The sequence below is a fragment of the Lysinibacillus sp. 1 U-2021 genome, from assembly GCF_029916965.1.
Taxonomy (GTDB): Bacteria; Bacillota; Bacilli; order Bacillales_A; family Planococcaceae; genus Lysinibacillus; species Lysinibacillus capsici.
The window spans coordinates 171721-190267 of sequence record NZ_CP123966.1 but is presented as its reverse complement, the minus strand read 5'-3'; the positions used below and the strand labels follow the sequence as shown (position 1 = coordinate 190267).

General features: G+C 35.2%; 20 protein-coding genes. 16 read left to right on the top strand and 4 right to left on the bottom strand.

Annotated features, from left to right (window positions below; all coding sequences use genetic code 11):
• Nucleotides 1-127: 127 nt before the first annotated feature.
• Nucleotides 128-403 carry a YqhV family protein gene (locus QH639_RS00990; RefSeq protein WP_048395961.1) on the bottom strand — a complete coding sequence of 92 codons (276 nt, stop codon included), beginning with the start codon at nucleotides 401-403 and terminating at the stop codon, nucleotides 128-130.
• A gap of 356 nt (nucleotides 404-759) precedes the next feature.
• On the opposite strand from QH639_RS00990, the gene QH639_RS00985 reads away from it, so the two are divergent.
• Both QH639_RS00985 and QH639_RS00980 read left to right on the top strand, forming a co-directional pair.
• Nucleotides 760-1113 carry a TVP38/TMEM64 family protein gene (locus tag QH639_RS00985; protein ID WP_281115540.1) on the top strand — a complete coding sequence of 118 codons (354 nt, stop codon included), beginning with the start codon at nucleotides 760-762 and terminating at the stop codon, nucleotides 1111-1113.
• 125 nt (nucleotides 1114-1238) lie between these two features.
• Entirely contained in the window at nucleotides 1239-2750 is a 1512-nt protein-coding gene (locus QH639_RS00980; protein ID WP_281115539.1) for a multicopper oxidase family protein, read from the top strand.
• Nucleotides 2751-3113: 363 nt separating this feature from the next.
• Here QH639_RS00980 and QH639_RS00975 read toward each other — a convergent pair whose 3' ends face one another.
• A complete protein-coding gene (locus tag QH639_RS00975; RefSeq protein ID WP_237897988.1) occupies nucleotides 3114-3260 on the bottom strand; it encodes a YrzI family small protein in 147 nt (48 codons plus the stop codon).
• A gap of 818 nt (nucleotides 3261-4078) precedes the next feature.
• Here QH639_RS00975 and QH639_RS00970 point away from each other — a divergent pair.
• Nucleotides 4079-4540, top strand: a complete 462-nt coding sequence (locus tag QH639_RS00970) for an NUDIX hydrolase (protein WP_281115538.1) — start codon at nucleotides 4079-4081, stop codon at nucleotides 4538-4540.
• A gap of 221 nt (nucleotides 4541-4761) precedes the next feature.
• Here the strand turns inward: QH639_RS00970 and QH639_RS00965 are convergent, their stop codons facing one another.
• Nucleotides 4762-5313 carry a recombinase family protein gene (locus QH639_RS00965; protein WP_237897987.1) on the bottom strand — a complete coding sequence of 184 codons (552 nt, stop codon included), beginning with the start codon at nucleotides 5311-5313 and terminating at the stop codon, nucleotides 4762-4764.
• Between the two features lie 93 nt (nucleotides 5314-5406).
• Between QH639_RS00965 and QH639_RS00960 the strand changes: the two genes are divergently transcribed.
• The 13 genes from QH639_RS00960 to QH639_RS00900 all read left to right on the top strand — a co-directional run bounded on the left by QH639_RS00960 (nucleotide 5407) and on the right by QH639_RS00900 (nucleotide 15858).
• The gene (locus QH639_RS00960) at nucleotides 5407-6837 is read left to right on the top strand and encodes a SulP family inorganic anion transporter (protein WP_281116171.1); all 1431 of its coding nucleotides are present in this window, start codon (nucleotides 5407-5409) and stop codon (nucleotides 6835-6837) included.
• A gap of 12 nt (nucleotides 6838-6849) precedes the next feature.
• Nucleotides 6850-7263, top strand: a complete 414-nt coding sequence (locus tag QH639_RS00955) for a universal stress protein (protein WP_237900907.1) — start codon at nucleotides 6850-6852, stop codon at nucleotides 7261-7263.
• Nucleotides 7264-7755: 492 nt separating this feature from the next.
• Nucleotides 7756-8703, top strand: coding sequence for a helix-turn-helix transcriptional regulator (locus tag QH639_RS00950; RefSeq protein ID WP_237900905.1), 948 nt, complete (start codon nucleotides 7756-7758; stop codon nucleotides 8701-8703).
• A 67-nt stretch (nucleotides 8704-8770) separates the two neighbouring features.
• Nucleotides 8771-9307, top strand: a complete 537-nt coding sequence (locus QH639_RS00945) for a DinB family protein (protein WP_237900903.1) — start codon at nucleotides 8771-8773, stop codon at nucleotides 9305-9307.
• An 11-nt stretch (nucleotides 9308-9318) separates the two neighbouring features.
• Nucleotides 9319-9792, top strand: a complete 474-nt coding sequence (locus QH639_RS00940) for an EVE domain-containing protein (RefSeq protein ID WP_237900901.1) — start codon at nucleotides 9319-9321, stop codon at nucleotides 9790-9792.
• A 794-nt stretch (nucleotides 9793-10586) separates the two neighbouring features.
• A complete protein-coding gene (locus QH639_RS00935) occupies nucleotides 10587-11027 on the top strand; it encodes an NUDIX hydrolase (RefSeq protein WP_281115537.1) in 441 nt (146 codons plus the stop codon).
• 346 nt (nucleotides 11028-11373) lie between these two features.
• A complete protein-coding gene (locus QH639_RS00930; RefSeq protein WP_237900899.1) occupies nucleotides 11374-11700 on the top strand; it encodes an ArsR/SmtB family transcription factor in 327 nt (108 codons plus the stop codon).
• Nucleotides 11693-12751: an ACR3 family arsenite efflux transporter gene (gene arsB, locus QH639_RS00925; protein ID WP_281115536.1), complete on the top strand. Its 1059-nt coding sequence runs from the start codon at nucleotides 11693-11695 to the stop codon at nucleotides 12749-12751. Before QH639_RS00930 ends, arsB begins: the two co-directional genes overlap by 8 nt.
• Nucleotides 12752-12763: 12 nt before the next feature.
• Nucleotides 12764-13180 (top strand): arsenate reductase (thioredoxin), encoded by a 417-nt coding sequence (gene arsC / locus QH639_RS00920; RefSeq protein WP_281115535.1) that lies wholly within the window; start codon nucleotides 12764-12766, stop codon nucleotides 13178-13180.
• Nucleotides 13181-13225: 45 nt separating this feature from the next.
• Nucleotides 13226-13447 (top strand): hypothetical protein, encoded by a 222-nt coding sequence (locus QH639_RS00915; protein ID WP_281115534.1) that lies wholly within the window; start codon nucleotides 13226-13228, stop codon nucleotides 13445-13447.
• 96 nt (nucleotides 13448-13543) lie between these two features.
• Nucleotides 13544-14896, top strand: coding sequence for an NAD(P)-binding domain-containing protein (locus tag QH639_RS00910; protein WP_281116170.1), 1353 nt, complete (start codon nucleotides 13544-13546; stop codon nucleotides 14894-14896).
• Nucleotides 14897-14954: 58 nt separating this feature from the next.
• Nucleotides 14955-15437, top strand: coding sequence for a GNAT family N-acetyltransferase (locus tag QH639_RS00905; protein WP_281115533.1), 483 nt, complete (start codon nucleotides 14955-14957; stop codon nucleotides 15435-15437).
• Nucleotides 15438-15522: 85 nt separating this feature from the next.
• Entirely contained in the window at nucleotides 15523-15858 is a 336-nt protein-coding gene (locus QH639_RS00900; RefSeq protein ID WP_281115532.1) for an XRE family transcriptional regulator, read from the top strand.
• Between the two features lie 766 nt (nucleotides 15859-16624).
• On the opposite strand, the gene QH639_RS00895 is transcribed toward QH639_RS00900, so the two are convergent.
• The gene (locus QH639_RS00895; RefSeq protein ID WP_281115531.1) at nucleotides 16625-18505 is read right to left on the bottom strand and encodes an alpha/beta fold hydrolase; all 1881 of its coding nucleotides are present in this window, start codon (nucleotides 18503-18505) and stop codon (nucleotides 16625-16627) included.
• Nucleotides 18506-18547 lie beyond the last annotated feature (42 nt).

The following is an 18547-nucleotide window of genomic DNA, read 5'->3' as shown; positions in this document are numbered from 1 at the left end:
ACCATGCTATAAAATAAGTTCGATACAGAAGATAACTTGGATCCAAAAGGTTGTGAAGATTATTTTTTCGCCAAACTCATATTCTGACACTTGTATGCTTTTGCTGAATTTTAGTAATCTTTTATTTTTACTTAATATGTGAGCTAATAATAATAAGTGTTATACCCGTAAATAAGCAAACGATTCTTGTCACAGGTATTTTATCTGCTAGTCCAAATAATGCAATTGCTGTTGTTACGATTAAAACTGTTGGACCAACCAAAGCAAGCATTGTATTAATATAAAATGCTTTTTCTAGATTATTTAACTTTAGCATCAACAATCCAGCACTTACTTCAATACTCCCAGACAATACACGTAAAATAACCATAGCAAGAACCGACTTTTCAATAATTGTCATCATCCTATCTTTATAGAAAATTTAATATAATTCCATCATGAATAGAATAATAGATTTTTGTTTTAATGAAATACTAAAATCAATATATGTATGATACGTATTTAATATTCTTGTTAGATTATGCTTTAATCCTTAGACTAGGAATATAATTAAAGATGTTTCCAATGTTTAGAATTAGCCTAATAAATGAGCTGTGTTTCTATAGTTGAAACACGGCTCATTTTTATTTTTAATCCCTATTTAGATTAATGCTCAATTCGAAAGCTATCAATAAAATTCTAATTCTTATATCACGCTGCATATGCATATATTCTCCATATTTATAGTCTATACTTTATTTTCAAATGGACTATGAAAGGTTGAGTGAGAATAACCTTGTGTTTTTTGGCGTATTCAACGGTTTGTTGATTTCTATTATCGGTGAATCACTTGGTGCAGTTATTAGCTTTATTTTATATAGAAAAGGAATCAATAAATGGAAAAGACCGTTCGTTTTACCTTTTATGTCATCAGGTCTTGTGACTTTTACTAGTGCATTTTCTAAGGTGTTTTTAGGCACATTTGCGCTTGCTAGTACGATTGGAAAAATACCAGCCTTAATCTTTGAAGCCGGAGCCGTATATGGTTTTATGCAAGTAAATTTAATAGGGAAAATTGTAATAAGTATCTTATTACTGTCAATTATCATTTTGATTTGGAAAGTTAAGAAGTAAAAAAAGTCATATCAAAGTTTTCTTAGATAGAGTGGTTAATACTTGTCCTATTTAATTACAAATCCATAATTTCTCCATACTTCTTTGTTATAGTGCCTATGTAAAGAATAAAAGGAGGAAACATAATGAAATCTAAACTTTTGGTTGCTTCATTATTGGTAGGCGCTATTATAATGGGGGGATGTAGTGCGGGTAATTCGGAATCTAATAATCATTCAAATATGGACCATTCCAATATGAGTGATGAAGAAATGAAAAACATGGAGGGTATGGATAATAAAGATAGTAGCATGGAAAATGGTCATGCGAGTCACAACAATCCATTAGCATTAAATAATTCAACTGGGGAAAATGAGCTTGCGCTTCCACCTATTATTGAACCTAAAAATGGAATTGTTGATATTACTGCTCAAAAAGGAACGACAGAAATCTTTAAGGGAACTAAAACAGAGACATATGGATATAATGGTTCCTTTTTAGGGCCAATCATTCGTATTTATAAAGATCAAACGGTAACGTTTAGAACTAAAAATGATTTATCTGAACCAACAACATTTCACTGGCATGGATTAGAAATCCCCGGAAATGGTGATGGCGGTCCACACCAAGTCTTAGAGCCAGGTGTAACAGAAGATGTAAATTTTACAGTTAATCAAGGAGCATCTACGCTGTGGTTCCATCCACATCCAGAAGGTGCTACAGCAGAGCAAGTATTTAAAGGTTTAGCTGGCTTAATTTATATTGATGATGAAAATTCGCAAAAAATCAATTTACCGAATGAGTATGGTGTGAATGATTTTCCGTTAGTATTCCAAGATAGACAATTTACTGAAGAAAAGCAATTAAATTATCAAGCAGTCCTTAATGAGGATGGTACAATAGGAGATACTTTGTTAATTAATGGTACTTTGAATCCTAAACTTACAGTCGGTAAAGAAAAAATAAGACTTCGATTATTAAACGGTTCTAATGCTCGTAATTATACGTTTAAATTGAATAATGGAGCTACATTCCAACAAATTGCTACTGATGGAGGTTTCTTAAATCAACCAACTGATATGAAAGAAATTACCTTAACACCAGGTGAGCGAGCAGAGGTAATAGTGGATTTTTCAAAGATGGATGACAAAACTGATATAGCATTAATAAATGAAGAAGGAATTACCCTTTTACCATTTAAAATTGAACAAAAAGCTGCAAGTACAAGTAACATTGCACAAAATTTAAATGATTTTGGTGTTACGGAAGAGGAAAAAACCTTACCAGTTACAAAGAAACTTGAACTTTTTGGTATGGGCACAATGGTTTCAATCAATGGTTCACAGTTTGATATGAATCGCATTGATTTCACTCAAAAACAGGGAGATACTGAAATTTGGGAAATTTATAATAAACCTGATATGATGGGTGGCATGACACATCCTTTCCACATACATGGCACTCAATTTAAAATCGTGTCGATTGATGGGAAAGAACCTCCTTTAAATTTAAAAGGGTGGAAGGATACGGTTTCAGTTGAAGCTGGTCAAACAGTTAAATTAGCAGTGAAGTTCAATAATAAGGGCATTTACATGTTCCATTGCCATGTCCTTGAACATGAAGAAAATGGGATGATGGGTCAAGTTGAAGTAAAATAAAAAGAGTTTAAAAACCTCCATATATTTGGAGGTTTTTTAGATGTCATTCAAGAGTGGATTTTAAACGACTTCAAACACCAGATAAAGCCATTTCGTGCCATTTAGATGCTTTCTGTTGCTTTAAAGACTTCTAGGATACGACTTTTTTGTAACTTAACAATTAGAAGTGCAAAAAAACTCCTGAAGCAACCCGTCCTAGATTAGAACGGGTTAGCTCAACTGAGATTATAAAATTAGCTAAATTATCACTTTATATTACTCCATCTGGTGGTTGTGTCTTTCTCCAGCCATAAAACTTCATGACGTCTTTTGATCATATAAAACATTTCAATTACCACCTTTCATGTTTTTTAATTAACAAGATTAATATTGACGAATACGAAGATAATCGTCAATTTTTTTTCGGTTCTCTTCAAAGATTTTTTTCACATATTCATCATGAAGTGCTTTCTCAAGAGAGACCTTACGTTTTGTAATAGTTATCGTGAGCGCAAAAAAGTTTAATATCATTTATTATCACCTCCTTAAATTGTCATGAAAAATGAAAAAAACCGTAGAGAGACTCCTCTACGGTGAAAAAAGGCACAAAAATACCGCAGGGGCACACTTCTCCCTGCGGTATGGGTATGCTTATTTACAAAAAAACCTTAAGCGATCCATTCCGATGCGGTCGAATGTGTGATTTTCATTTTTAATGAAGTTGTAGCTACCAATGACATCAATTTAACGATAACGATCATTTTATTCGACCTCCTTAAGAATTTTTTGTTTACTTTGTAAGTATATCTAAATTTAAGTTGTTTGTAAACATCTTTTACAAAGCTTTCCTAATTATTAAAGCAAGAGCTGTTATTAATGGGCGGGTACATGGGGGAAGCCAAACCCTGTAATTTCTACAGGGGTATGGCTACAAAATGAAAAAACGAAACCCATAGTATTTTATCAAAATTGTAGTTCCAGAACTTTAGGAAAGTTTAAGGATTTTACTATAATTTTGATAAATAAAAGAGGTAAACGTTGAAATGGTAGGGTATGTTGGAGGTCTATTTTAAAAACGAAGAAAATAAGACAAAAAATACGTGCCAAAAATAAACTACGATGATGCAACTAACTGTGAACATTAAAAAAGGGACAATACAAGTTGAATGGAATCAGGAAGAAAAATAAAGAGGTAAAAGTTACAATAATGAAGACATAACTAAGGAATGTAATTGTTCAATGGAACCGTAGCTATTCACGAATGTCAAGGTTAGTTCGATATATATATAAGTAGGTTAGTTAAAGAAAGAACAAATTAATTTTAAGGTTATTTTTCGAGGAGATAAGCAATGAGGGCACCTTATCAAGTTTTGGTATTTCCTTATACAATCACTGATCATTCTATTGAATATGCGATTTTTAAGAGAAGTGATTATGGATATTGGCAGGGATTAGCTGGTGGTGGAGAAGAGGGTGAGAATCCTATTGAATCTGCTAAACGAGAAGCATTTGAAGAGGCTGGCATTACAAGAGATTATCCATATATTGAATTAGATGCTATTTCTTCACTACCAGTAGAAGATGTAGTGGGGAATTTCCTTTGGGGAGAAAACGTTTATGTATTAAAAGAATTTTCTTTTGGTGTTAAAGTTCCTACAAAAGATATATCTTTATCCAAAGAGCACCTTAACTATAAATGGTTATGTTTTGAAGAGGCAGTAACACTTTTGAAATGGGATAGCAATAAAACGGCGTTATGGGAATTGAACAAAAGGTTAGTTAATCAGATGAACACCAAACAAAGTTTATGAAAAAATTATTTAAGCGAACGAGTACTTTGTTTGAAGAACAAGGAATTGCAAAGGCAGCTCATTTTTTATTGAATTAACGAAGCAGAGTATTGAATACCATTCTTTTATATGACTTTTTGGGAAGTAAAAATGAATTAATTAAATAAAAAACAAGCCTGCTCAAATTAACGCATAAGCAGGCTTGTTTTTATTTAATTAATAGTGGTTATAAAGATTTCAATTTACTGTGGTTTTACTTCTATTGACTCTAGATAACGATAAAGTGTTGATTTACTTATACCTGTTTCATTCTTAATATCCAATAATGTGTTGCCAGACTGATACATCTCAATTGCCTTTTTTATATTTTCATCTGATTTCTTAGGTCGCCCAATTGATTTTCCTTTTGCTTTTGCTTCAGCCATTCCCAAAGTAGTTGATTGCTTTACGATATCACTTTGAAATGTTAAAAAGAATTGTAAAACTTGCTCTAGTGGCATTTCAAGAATTTGTGTGGACGTAATATTTTCCTCCATAAAATGAATTGTTACTTGATCTCTTTTACAAATTTTTAGTAGGTCTTCTAAATGCCTAGTTGTATCCGCAATGCTAAAGAAACGAAGTACCTGAATGGTATCGTCTTTTTCTATGGTCATGAGTAATTCTTCAAGAACTAATCGCTTTTTCGCACGACCATGATTTTCAGTAAATAGATGGTCACAATTCTTTAAAGCAGCAGTTTGAATTTGCATATCCTCATCATTAAATAAGGGTCGTTGATAACCATAAATCATATAATTTCACTCCATTTTAGTTCCGTAAAGGTTCCCTTTTGGGAAAAGTGTGCTATGATATTCGAAGATTATATTTTAGTAAAGAAGGAGAATATCATGCAAAGTTTAAAGCAACAATGGCTTGGTAATGTGCGTGGTGACATCTTGTCAGGGATTGTCGTTGCCTTAGCACTTATACCAGAAGCAATTGCCTTTTCTATCATTGCTGGTGTCGATCCAATGGTCGGACTTTATGCGTCATTTTCTATTGCTGTTATTATAGCATTTGTTGGGGGAAGACCGGGAATGATTTCTGCCGCAACAGGAGCAATGGCACTCGTGATTGCAGATTTGGTGGCAGACCATGGGTTACAATATTTATTAGCAGCAACCATTTTAACAGGAATTATTCAAGTTTTATTTGGTGTATTTGGAATTGCTAAGCTCATGCGTTTTATACCAAATTCGGTCATGATTGGCTTTGTTAATGCACTAGCAATCTTAATTTTCATGGCTCAAGTACCACACTTTTTTCGAGAAGGGTATATAACGTATATATTCATCGTGGTCACATTATGTATCGTATACATTTTACCTCGATTCATTAAAGCAATACCTGCACCGTTAATTGCGATTATTATGTTAACGGCTGTAACATTCATTTTTAATTTTGAACTAAAAACGATAGGAGATCTAGGAGCAATTTCACAGAGCTTACCGCATTTTTTCATTCCAGACGTACCATTTAATTTTGAAACGTTAGTAATTATTTTCCCTTACGCACTAGCATTAGCGCTTGTTGGGTTAATGGAATCACTAATGACCGCACAAATTGTTGATGATATGACGGATACAAAATCCAATAAAAATATTGAGGCACGTGGACAAGGAATTGCAAACATCGTTAACGGTTTCTTTGGTGGTATGGCAGGATGTGCAATGATCGGACAGTCGATGATTAACGTAAAATCAGGTGGTCGAGGACGCCTATCAACACTTGTGGCTGGGATGTTCCTAATGTTCTTAATCCTGGTACTTGGCAACATCGTGGTCGATATTCCAATGCCAGTACTTGTAGGAATTATGATCATGGTAAGTATTGGTACATTTGATTGGGGATCGTTTAAATATATTGTCAAAGCACCTAAAAGTGAGGCATTCGTTATGCTTGCAACCGTAGCTGTAGTTGTCTATACAGATAACTTGGCGATTGGAGTTGTATTGGGCGTAATTTTAAGTTCTTTATTCTTTGTTGCAACGATTTCAAAGGTACGAATACATCAAGATAACGATAAATTTATTGTAGAAGGTCCTTTATTCTTTGCGTCTACTCAAAAATTTGTCCAAACAATTGAAGTAGTTAAGGATGATATCGTTACAATCGACTTAACAAGTAGCCATTTATGGGATGAATCAGCAGTTGGGGCAGTCGTAAAAGTCGTTACGAAATTAGAAGAGCAGGGGAAAACTGTGAAAGTCATTGGCATGAATCCAGCGAGTGAAAAATTATATAACCAATTATTAAATGTAGGTGTATCACATTAAGGGGGATACTTTATGTATAAATATATTTTATTGGCTGTTGATGGTTCTGAGAATTCAGTGCGTGCCGCAAAAGAGGCAGTCAAAATTGCTTCTGAGAATTCACTGATTGAAATGGTGTACGTGGCAGATTTTGAAAAGGCGAAAACAGAAGTGTTACATGCTGTATCTAGTGAAAGTTTATTATTAGAACGTAAACGAAAGGTAGCACTAGTAGAAGAAGTTTTAAGAGTTGCTGGGAGTAACTTCAAATTAACGATTTTACATGGTACACCTGGTCCTATAATTGTGAAGTATGCAAATGAAAAGCAAGTTGATCTAGTTATCATAGGTAGCAGAGGCTTAAATACTTTACAAGAGATGGTGTTAGGAAGTGTAAGCCATAAAGTTATGAAACATGTTCATTGCCCAGCTTTAATAGTGAAATAGGCAAGCTATATTGATTTATAGAAAATGGGGATATTATGGAAAATTTAACTTGTGTATGAAAAATTCACGGGTAGCCATCGTAGTTTTATATAAAAGATTGATCATTTATAATAAAGCTTGTTTAAACATCCTGTATTGATATGCAGGATTTTTTGTTTAACAAACGGGCAGTTTAGTACAAAAATTATTTTTAGGATATTATAAGAAACATACCTGCAAATTGAGATTAGGGATGATTAAAATTACTGAAGAATTATTACGTGAATACCTGTTTTAACAGGGAAATCTAGTTGAATGGTGTTTAAAACCTCCTAATCGAAGCAACTATTATTAATTGTTCCAATAATGTGTTGTACTATGATTCTAAGCAAGCTTTGATATCATTAGGAGGCATACAAACGAAACCAGGGATATAGCCCCAATACATTGCTTGCTGTTATTCAATTATTGGGCAAGTACTGTAATAGAATGCTGAAATTGTGGAGGAAAAAAATGAATAAAACGGAGAGGCAGCTTGCGATCACGCTTGAATTACAGCGAAGCAAAACATTGAGAGCAGAAGATTTAGCTTCTCAATTTGAGACAAGTGTGCGTACCATATATAGGGATATTCAAGCACTAAGTGAGGCTGGGGTTCCGATTTTAGGTGCCCCTGGTCAGGGTTATTCCTTAATGGAAGGATATTTCCTACCCCCGGTTAGGTTCACAGCCGAAGAGGCCGTCTCCCTGCTCATGGGAGCTGATTTTATCGAGCAAAGGTTGGATACAGATTATGGTATTAATGCAAGGTCCGCTAAGCGTAAAATCGAGGCTACTTTGTCGGAGTCAGTTCGTAACGAGTCAAGGCTTGTTCGGGAAACAATGCGACTGCTTTATATAGGTGAGCAGTCAACTGAAGAGCGGGTAAAAACGTATCTTAATCAAGTTCGCGATGCAATTTTAAAACAGTGCAAAATCAGTTTTATGTATATTAAAAAAATGCCAGGAACAGATGGGAATCGGAAAAATAAACGTGTGGTCTCTCCATATGGATTAACACTTGTCCATGAAAATTGGGTTTTACTAGCATACTGTGATATGAGGCAAGAAATGCGACATTTCCGCCTGTCTCGGATGTCCGAGCTTTCTGTGTTGGAGGATCAATTTCTTTTACCAAATGATTTTGACCTAAGTAGCTATCGGCCACCTGACAATCGAGATGAAAGAATAATAATGAGGGCAAACCCCGAAATTGCCGACAAAATCATTGAGGCAGTAAATTTTTATATTGAATCTATTGAGGAGCGGAAGGAGGATGTAATCTTTCAATTTCGTGTTCGGTATCCAGAGGAACTATTACAGCATTTACTTGGCTGGGGCGGAGATATCGAGGTGATTGAGCCGAAGTCTTTACGCTTCAAGATTCGGGAAGTAGCGAAAAAAATTCTAGAACACTACTGACATACACCTGTCAGTAGTGTTCTTTTATACTGCGACTATACCAAGATGAAGAGGAGCTGCTTGAAGGATGAAAAGTACAAAGGAAGTATTGAAGTCATTTGAACTTACAGTAGAAAGATATTTGGCAGAACTGACAAAACTCAATATGGATAAAATACATAGAAAGCAAAGCGAAGAAGATTGGTCCATAGGACAGATGTATGTACATTTAATTCAATCAGCTTTCATGCATCTACATAATGTCGAGCAATGTTTAGCTGGTAGCGAATCGACATTGAACCCAGCGATGGAAAAAACTGAGCAGGGTAAGATTGTTTTTAAACTAGAACAATTTCCTGCTGTTCGTATTAAGGTCCCTGCTTCGCCAAACTATACTCCGCAACCACCAGAGAGCATGGAGCATTTGGTAGAAGGACTTCACAGTGTAGTGGAACGGATGAGGAATACGGAATCAGTGCTACTTCAAGTGCCTGTAAGTAACAAGATACTTCATCCGGCGTTCGGTGCTTTAAACGCGCAGGAGTGGTTTATGTTGATTGAAATGCATTACAGACATCATTTTTTACAACTGGATCGGTTGAAAAGTTTAGTATTTGAAGAGTAGGGGGATGCATCATGTCGAATATAACAAGTCAGAAAAGCAGATATTGGATTGGCGTTGTATCCGCTTCTCATGTGAATTTAGCCATAGAAGGTGGTTTTGCACAGTTATGTCACGGTAAGGCAGCACCTTTGCGTAAAATGTCTCCAGGTGATTGGCTGATATACTATTCCCCTCGTACAGACATGTCCAAAGGGAAGCCAGTTCAAGCATTTACTGCTATTGGTCAGGTTACGGATAACGGTGCTTACAAACATAGAGTGTCGGAGTCGTTTGTGCCATTTCGCAGAGATATGCGTTATATTCCTTGCCGAGAAGTTAAGATTGCATGGTTGTTAAACCAGCTCACTTTTACGCGTGGAAATCGCAATTGGGGGGTACCATTCCGTCGAGGTCATTTTGAAATTGGAGCTGAAGATTTTATGACAATCGTTACTTCGATGTTAGATGGTGAGGAACAGGCGTTATCTGAGTTCCTAAAACACTGATTATAAGTTGTGAACAGTTTCACTTGAACTTTAGAGTGCTTTAGTTAGATAACAATCTTCAACAATTGGGCGCTATTGTTGAATAGCGTTCTGTTCTTCTGAATTCACGAGACGAGGATTGTTAAGTAAATAAGAACAAATTAAAAGCGGTCCTCCACAGATTAGTTTGTGGAAGGCCGCCTTTATTATAAAAACAGTCACCATTTATAATTGTTACATCTTGGTTCACTTAACCATATAGATGTAAAATAAAAAATCTATTTAGCTTACGGAGCTTTCCGCAATGATTGCACGAATCAGAAATCAGAAAATTTAGGACTTCACCATACAATAGGCATTCCACCAATCCATGCACGAAGATGTCGTTAATCAAAATGTTGAGCAAATGTGCTTTAATAATTTAATTGCGTCAAACGAATGGCTAAGTATGCTCCCGAAAAAGAGTGAAAAATAGCAAGAGACAAAAAATAAAGGGAATTCATGCTTTAAAACTTGATGAGACTAATCACCTTTTAGAGCAAACAAAACACAAGAGGGTTTGTTTATCATTTATTTACTAATACAAATGAAGTAGCTAATGACAATGAAATGCATAGCAATTTGTTCTATCGCTCTCTTGTGGAATGTTGATAGTGGATTTTCATTTTAAAAATCGATTTTATTAGTTCAAATTAAAGTGCTGGAGTCGTGGTGGTAATAATTGGTGTGTGATATGATTAACAGAATAAAATGCGTCTACGAAATAAAATGGACCAAGTGTTTATGGATAAAGTATAAATTTTAGGGGGTATTTTATGTTTGTAGTAAATGTAGAAGGGGCTATTCGTCGCAATGAGAAATGGCTTTTAATCCGCAGAAGTGAAAAGGAGGAGCATGCTGGTGGAGGTCTCTCATTAGTAGGAGGAAAGTGTGAAATTGAAGGTGATTCGTCTGATATTCTGGAAAGAACATTAAAACGAGAAGTTTTTGAAGAAGTAGGTAGCGAAATTACAGGCATTAAATATGTAAATAGCTCCTCCTTCGTGACAGAATCAGGGATAAATGTAATCGATATAGTTTTCCTATGTCATCATAAATCTGGAGAACCTTACGCTAAAAGTACTGAAGAAGTGGATGATGTTATGTGGATGACTACATCAGAGGTTCTTGCACATACGGAACTACCTTTATTTCTAAAAGAAAACATTAAACTTGCAGAGAAAATACTACAAGATAATATGCAGGTGAAATATTAGTTATACATTTTCCATAATAGGGCGCGATAGTGGAGTAACACATGTAGAAAACAATCAAACTTTTTTATAAAAAACTAACTTAAAACTGCTCAAGAGGTATCCCTTTTGATCAATCTTTTTTCAAAAGGGATTCTTCTTATTTATCATAAAATAAGGGTTTGCGAGGCATTTTTGCTCAAACTTTATCTCAAAGCAACGTCAAATTGGGTAAAAATCTGTTGCAATTCAAAACATTAAATCATAATATAAGAATATAGTTATATACGGATTAATTCACCTTTCTTTAACGAGGTGATTTTATTTAAAATAATATATAAGCAAATAATTATATAAGGAGTGCAGATAAATGGAAAATACACTAATTGAAAAACAACTAAAAGCAGCTGCAGATTTAAATCGCATTAAATTACTTGCATGCATGAAGAATGGGGAGGTATGTGTATGTGATTTTGTAGATGTTCTCGGAATATCGCAACCAGCTGTTAGTCAACATTTACGAAAATTAAAGGAGGCAGGCATTATTACAGAACGAAAAGTAGGGACTTGGAAACATTACCGTTTAGTAGAGGATCAAACGCCATTGATGAAGGGCATCATCGAACAAATTCAACCTTTAAACGGGTGCAACTGTGGCACAGATTGTTGCCATGTAGGGGGAAATATAAATGAGTAATGAATCTTTAACCAAGCAGCTTTCTTTTTTAGATCGTTACCTTACCCTTTGGATATTCGTTGCGATGGGAATAGGTGTTTTATTAAGTTTGACAATGCCTAATATTGGAGAAGCATTAGAGGCCATGTCTATTGGCACAACGTCCATACCGATTGCTATCGGGTTAATTATCATGATGTATCCACCATTAGCGAAAGTAAAGTATGAAGAAATGTGGCGAGTGTTTAAGGATTGGAAAGTGCTTTTACTTTCTCTTTTTCAAAACTGGTTACTCGGACCGTTCTTAATGTTCTTTTTAGCGATTATCTTCTTACATGATTACCCAGAGTATATGGCTGGGCTGATTATGATTGGTTTAGCTCGTTGTATTGCAATGGTCATTGTATGGAACGATTTAGCACGTGGAGACCGTGAATATGTAGCTGGTTTAGTTGCGTTTAACTCCATCTTTCAAATCGTGACTTATTCAATTTTTGCTTACTTTTTCTTAAATGTATTGCCTGGTTGGTTTGGTCTAGAGAATTTCCATGTATCTATTTCTATGTGGGAGATTACAAAGAGCGTTCTAATTTACTTAGGGATACCATTTGCTGCAGGGTTCCTCACACGTTGGATAGGGATTAAAACAAAAGGGAAACAGTGGTATGAGGAAGAGTTCTTACCGAAAATTTCACCACTGACTCTAATTGCACTGCTGTTCACGATTGTGATGATGTTTGCCTTAAAAGGTGAGCAATTAGTAGAACTGCCAATTGATGTAGTGCGAATTGCTATTCCATTATTTATTTACTTTGTGATCATGTTTGCTATGTCATTCTTCTCTTCCCGTAAAGTAGGGGCATCTTATCCTGTCACAGCAGCTCTTTCTTTTACAGCTGCAAGTAACAATTTTGAGCTAGCGATTGCGGTTGCAGTTGGTGTGTTTGGCCTGCATAGTGGCGTGGCATTTGCTGCTGTTATTGGTCCACTTGTAGAAGTACCTGTTCTCATAGGACTTGTATGGGTTGCCCTACGTTGGCAGAAAAAATACTTTAAAACCATTAAATTATAAGGAGCAATTACTATGACAAATACACTTTATTTCCTATGTACAGGGAACTCATGCCGTAGTCAGATGGCTGAAGGATGGGCAAAAAAGCTACTACCAACCAATTGGACAGTTAAAAGTGCTGGTATTGAAGCACACGGGGTAAATCCGAATGCTATTAAAGAGATGGCCGAGGTAGGGGTTGATATTTCAAATCATACATCCGATTTAATTAATATGGAGACATTAAACAACGCCAGGTTAGTTGTCACGTTATGTGGGGATGCCGCTGATAAATGCCCAATGACACCTCCTCACGTTCGTCGTGAGCATTGGGGATTTGAAGATCCTGCGAAAGCGACAGGTACAGATGAAGAAAAATGGATTGTATTCCAAAATGTACGTGATGCAATTGGTAAACGGATTGAGCAATTTGTAGCTGAGGAGCTGTAATACTTCTGTTAGCAAATATTCAATCTGTTGAATGGAGGATTAAAAATGACAGTAAATCATGCTAGCGTATTAACAAAAGATTATTTTATCGCCTATTTAAAGTTAATTATGAATAGTAGAGACTACACTTTGAAACAGGCTAAAGAGTTCGCTTTTGATTTCTTCTTTAAAGGAGATATGGATCGTTACGGCACTTCGACATGTTTGCAATTTGAAAAAGCCATAAAAGAAATTGATAAATCAATGTGTGAAATTGAAATTTTTTAATTACAAAGTTTACAACGTCTAGCTAACTGCTAGACGTAAAAAATATATTTTATATAAGGGAATGCTTATATAGAGGAAATAGAGGAGAAATTAATGATGAAAACACTTAAAATAATCAACCAAAATGGATCTTGTTGTACTACTAAGGCTATTGAAGTCCAAGAGACTGTTAATAATTCCAATAAGAAATTACCGATTGTCATAATTGGTGCAGGTCCAATTGGATTAGCTGCAGCTGCTCATTTAGTGGAACAAAAGCAAGCATTTATTTTACTTGAGGCTGGGCATGAAATAGCACACAATATTCGTACATGGGGGCATGTTACATTATTTTCACCATGGCGATATAACATCAATAAAGCTGCTAAAGCTTTATTAGATGCCTCCGGTTGGGTAGAACCTAATTTAGATACGTTACCAACAGGACATGAATTAATTGATCTTTATTTAAAACCTTTGTCTGAGCTAATACAAATAAAGCCTAACATTCAATTGAACGCAAAAGTAGTAGGGATTTCACGACAATTGAATGATAAGATGAAGACAAAAAATCGAGTAGAACAGTCCTTTACTATTTATATTGAACATGAGAATGACATCCGTGTGATTGAGGCGAGAGCAGTAATTGATGCGACGGGTACATGGGGGAATCCAAACCCAGCAAATTCTACTGGTGTATGGCTACAAAATGAAAAAGCTTTAGCAGATCACATTGAGTATGGTATTCCAGATATAAATACGAACCCTAAGAGATATGCAAATAAGAAGGTTGCTGTCATTGGTGGTGGTCATTCATCGATCAATACCTTATTAGCTTTGGCTGAATTACAAAAAGATAATCCTGCAACAAAGCTTGTGTGGATTATGCGTAAAAAATCTGTAGAAGAGGCCTATGGCGGGGAGGAAAAAGATGCGTTGGCAGCACGTGGCGCACTGGGTATTCGCATCCATGAGTTAGTAGATACAGGTAAGGTTGAAGTAATAACTCCTTTCTATATCTCACAGGTGAAGAAAGAAGAGAACATCCATATTGTTGGTACTATAAACGGAGAACAAAAAGTATTAACGGGATTTGAAGAGCTTATTGTCAACGCAGGAAATCGACCAGACCTTACGATTAACAGCGAACTACGCCTTTCCATTGATTCAGCAACTGAAAGTGTGCATGCATTAGCACCATTAATTGATCCCAATGTGCATAGTTGTGGCACAGTAAGAGCGCATGGAGAAGAAATTCTACGCCAACCAGAAAAGGACTTCTATATAGTCGGAGCTAAAAGTTATGGACGCGCACCAACATTTTTAATGGCAACTGGCTACGAACAAGTTCGTTCAATAACAGCTTATTTATCAAATGATGAAGAAGCTTCAAAACGTGTGGAATTAGACTTACCAGAAACAGGCGTATGTAGTGTTAATCTTGTCAATCAATCAAATACATGTTGTTAATAATCTGACTGTTAGCGCAAGCTAGCAGTCCTTTTAAAATATTCAAGGGGGAAATGGAATGGACACACTAATTACTCGTAAAATGGAAAAGAAGGATTTACAAGAGGTATTAAAGATTTATAAAGAAGGAATCGAAACAGGGATGGCAACCTTTGAAACAATTGTGCCAAGTGAACAGGTATGGGATGAAAGACACCATGCAACGTTGCGCTTTGTAGCAGAAGAACACAGGAGAGTGGTTGGTTGGATTGGCATTTCCCCGGTTTCTACACGCGCGGTTTATTCTGGAGTGGGAGAAGTTAGTGTTTATATATCGAGTGACAGTAAAGGTAAGGGCATTGCTTCCAAGCTTTTCAAAGTACTAATTGAAGAAAGTGAAAAAGCAGGGTTTTGGACACTTCAATCATCTATCTTTGCTATAAATACATCAAGTATTCAATTACATAAAAAGATGGAATTTAGAGTTGTTGGAACTCGAGAAAAAATTGCTCAGTTAGATGGGATATGGCATGATACAGTCTTAATGGAAAGAAGAAAGTAGCTTTGAAATATAGTTTCAATTTTTCTAATACTTCGGATATTTCCATTGAATGATAAGATTTTTATTGATAGGTGGTGAGTATGATATGAAAACTAACGACATCGTAATAAACAAAATAATAAATTGGTTAGTGGCTGAGGATAAATCCTATGAATGGTTTGCTAAACAATTAGGTGTAAGTAAAGTACTTGTAGGATTTATGTTAAATGGAGATTGTACTCTAAAATCGGAACGGATTGAACAAATTGCTAGGATAATGAGGATTACGACAAAAGAATTGGTTCATACAGATGCAATACTAGAAGATCAATTGACTGTGAATTTGCATGGCGAATTATCTAATCGTCGCTCTAAGAGAGAGCTTGATTCTTTATTATTTGCCATCAATGACTATCTTGGATTAAAAGAGCAGATAAAATAGATGAAATGAATGTGGCTTTAGCTTAATAAGTAAGGACTTTTATTTAATCAAACTCTTTTGGGAAATTCCAAAACTTTGATAAAATGCAAAACCTCTATTTTTTATATCGATCTTTTTTCAAAAAAATGGAGGTTTTGCACATGTTTTTGTTAAATAAGGATTGAATACTCTTTATTAATTATAGTTTATTACAAACCAACTACAGCTAGCAGTCCATTTAATAATAAGGAAGATCACACATTTAATTACTCTACATTAAAAACCAGGATAATTTATAAAGTTATGGCTATTGTGGAGCTATACATGTAGAAAATTGATCAAATAATTAAAAAGACACCAAAGTCTAAACTTTTTGACATAATGGCAAGTTTAGACTTTGGTGTCCATATACAATTATGGGTAGTTGACGAATCCAAGCCCTCCTCCACGCCAAATAATTTTAGTTTACATAATATAAATTATAGGAAGTTATGTTTCATTGAAAAGTATACTAATAATAGTGAGACGAAATGAAAGTAAAAGGGTCAAATAAGTTTTGGACTTCTTAAATTTTTAAAAAATTTAAGGCACAATTATTACATATATAATTAAACTTTGCTGTTTAACATAAATCATCCTACAAGTGCTTAACTTACATCTAATTATTCAGCTGACTAAATAACCAGTCGTCAAATAAATTTTGACAACTGGTTAGGTATATACTTTTCGGCTGTAATATATCAGTAATTTTCACTGCTACCTGTAGAAAGGACACTAAATAGTAGTTTTACCGAAGCAAGATCTCAGCTTCTTTTGCAAATGCATTACTGTTTTTTATGACCAAATTAGCCGTTTCACTCGGATGGCTAAGAGGAAAATGATGACCATATGGAACAAAATCAACCTTACCCAGATGTGAAGGAGCACAATAGCCTCTGTCAGCATCCCCCCAAATAATGTGAAGATTATACGTTGTTACTTCATTGAAATCACCTTGAACGTTTTTCGTTAGTAAACTGTTAAGCTGAACCGTAGTATTTAAAATTCTAGGAGAAGTAAAACTTTTACTTAGTTTTTCAATATAATGTTCAGGGATGCTCTCTGTACTTTCAAATAAACCATTACTTAATAAATATCGCTCTATCAAATGAGTAGTTGCCAATTTCAATGTCCATTTGTTCATAAATTGAGGAACATTTATCGATGTAGCATTTTTTTTAGTAATAGGTGGCTGAAGTAAAGTAATTGTATACTTCTTATCTATGTACTTTTGTACTAATGCTTCCAAAAGAATATACGCACCAAATGAATGGCCAATTAGATGGGCGCCGTTAGTAGCTTTCTCCAATAACTTTTTTACTACATTCAAATAGATATTTAAAAGATTTTTCTCGCGTTTAAAAGGAGAACGTCCCAAACCTGGAAGATCCAAGATCCATACAGGTTGACCCGTTTTTTCATGAAGCTCTAGCGCTAAAGGAAATAAATCCTCCCCATCACTCAATAAACCATGTAATAAAATAAACGGTTTTCCCTCTCCGTGTAATTGGTAAAGGGTATTGTTATCGCATAATGTTCGCTCAAATAAATGATGATGCTCCCCATTTTGATACATCAATCGATAATCCAGATCAGCTACTACGGCAGGGAAAAAGTTCATGACACTCATCCTCTTAAACCAATCTCCCCCCCTCATGGTTTTCACCGAACCATTTGAAAATGTTCGTTTTGTGATAAAATTCAGTCCATCAGAAGGAATGTTTGTTATTTTACTTACTCCACTTTTCATTATTGTTTTCATAAGCGGCATTGGAACAGAGATTTTTGGTGCTCTCATATTCATACTTTCCGACATAACACCTAATAATTCAGCAATGTTCGGATCGTTCTCTTTGTCATCAACAAGTGTATATGTTTGAATAGACGGCTGCTCCAATCTGAAAACCTGCACAATAAACTTCGCAAACTCATCGTTTGAAATCAGTGGCAACCTATATCCCTTATCTCCAGGAATCACTGGCATGAGCCCTCTTCGCATACTTGTCACAAGCAAACCTAATCCTGCTATCTGCTCTGTACTCCCTGTTTTACTACTACCAACCACAGTTGGCGGATTAATGACAGACAGCGGATAACCTACTGCTGATGCCTGTTGACGGATATAAAGATCTGCTAAAAATTTTGTTTTCTCATATGGATTTTTTATTTTTAAAAATTTGTTTCCTTCTTTAAATACATCTATCGTAACCTTGCTATTATTATCATCAAAGGGACTCATGTAACCTACAACATGAATAAATTGCTGTAAGCCCTTCAATTGATGAATACTTTTAGCGAATTCACTAATATGTTTGGCGCCATTCAAAAATACAGAAGTTGCCTCTTTGTTTGTCGCTTGAATATCCATGGAGCCTCCTGCGTGAATAATCACATCCGTTTTCAATACCAATTCCTTATCTTCAGCACTTAGACCTAAGTCTATTTTCGTTAAATCACCTTCAATAAAGTGCATATTTTCCTCTTTTAAGATGCCTCTTTCCTGAAAAATCTGTGTTGCTTTACTTTTCGACCTCACTAAAAGAAGAATGTTCACATCCTCTTTGACTAATTCCTTCACTAATTGCTTTCCAATAAAACCTGTTCCACCCGTTAAAAATACTGTTCTCATAAAAATCCTCCTAGTAGTACTGTTTAGTACTAATTTGATGTA

Excerpts from the sequence above, each read along its gene's own strand:
- QH639_RS00990 (WP_048395961.1), bottom strand. The coding sequence starts at position 403 with ATGATGACAATTATTGAAAAGTCGGTTCTTGCTATGGTTATTTTACGT.
- QH639_RS00980 (WP_281115539.1), top strand. The coding sequence starts at position 1,239 with ATGAAATCTAAACTTTTGGTTGCTTCATTATTGGTAGGCGCTATTATA.
- QH639_RS00975 (WP_237897988.1), bottom strand. The coding sequence starts at position 3,260 with ATGATATTAAACTTTTTTGCGCTCACGATAACTATTACAAAACGTAAG.
- QH639_RS00970 (WP_281115538.1), top strand. The coding sequence starts at position 4,079 with ATGAGGGCACCTTATCAAGTTTTGGTATTTCCTTATACAATCACTGAT.
- QH639_RS00965 (WP_237897987.1), bottom strand. The coding sequence starts at position 5,313 with ATGATTTATGGTTATCAACGACCCTTATTTAATGATGAGGATATGCAA.
- QH639_RS00955 (WP_237900907.1), top strand. The coding sequence starts at position 6,850 with ATGTATAAATATATTTTATTGGCTGTTGATGGTTCTGAGAATTCAGTG.
- QH639_RS00950 (WP_237900905.1), top strand. The coding sequence starts at position 7,756 with ATGAATAAAACGGAGAGGCAGCTTGCGATCACGCTTGAATTACAGCGA.
- QH639_RS00945 (WP_237900903.1), top strand. The coding sequence starts at position 8,771 with ATGAAAAGTACAAAGGAAGTATTGAAGTCATTTGAACTTACAGTAGAA.
- QH639_RS00940 (WP_237900901.1), top strand. The coding sequence starts at position 9,319 with ATGTCGAATATAACAAGTCAGAAAAGCAGATATTGGATTGGCGTTGTA.
- QH639_RS00935 (WP_281115537.1), top strand. The coding sequence starts at position 10,587 with ATGTTTGTAGTAAATGTAGAAGGGGCTATTCGTCGCAATGAGAAATGG.
- QH639_RS00930 (WP_237900899.1), top strand. The coding sequence starts at position 11,374 with ATGGAAAATACACTAATTGAAAAACAACTAAAAGCAGCTGCAGATTTA.
- arsB (WP_281115536.1), top strand. The coding sequence starts at position 11,693 with ATGAGTAATGAATCTTTAACCAAGCAGCTTTCTTTTTTAGATCGTTAC.
- arsC (WP_281115535.1), top strand. The coding sequence starts at position 12,764 with ATGACAAATACACTTTATTTCCTATGTACAGGGAACTCATGCCGTAGT.
- QH639_RS00915 (WP_281115534.1), top strand. The coding sequence starts at position 13,226 with ATGACAGTAAATCATGCTAGCGTATTAACAAAAGATTATTTTATCGCC.
- QH639_RS00910 (WP_281116170.1), top strand. The coding sequence starts at position 13,544 with ATGAAAACACTTAAAATAATCAACCAAAATGGATCTTGTTGTACTACT.
- QH639_RS00905 (WP_281115533.1), top strand. The coding sequence starts at position 14,955 with ATGGACACACTAATTACTCGTAAAATGGAAAAGAAGGATTTACAAGAG.
- QH639_RS00900 (WP_281115532.1), top strand. The coding sequence starts at position 15,523 with ATGAAAACTAACGACATCGTAATAAACAAAATAATAAATTGGTTAGTG.
- QH639_RS00895 (WP_281115531.1), bottom strand. The coding sequence starts at position 18,505 with ATGAGAACAGTATTTTTAACGGGTGGAACAGGTTTTATTGGAAAGCAA.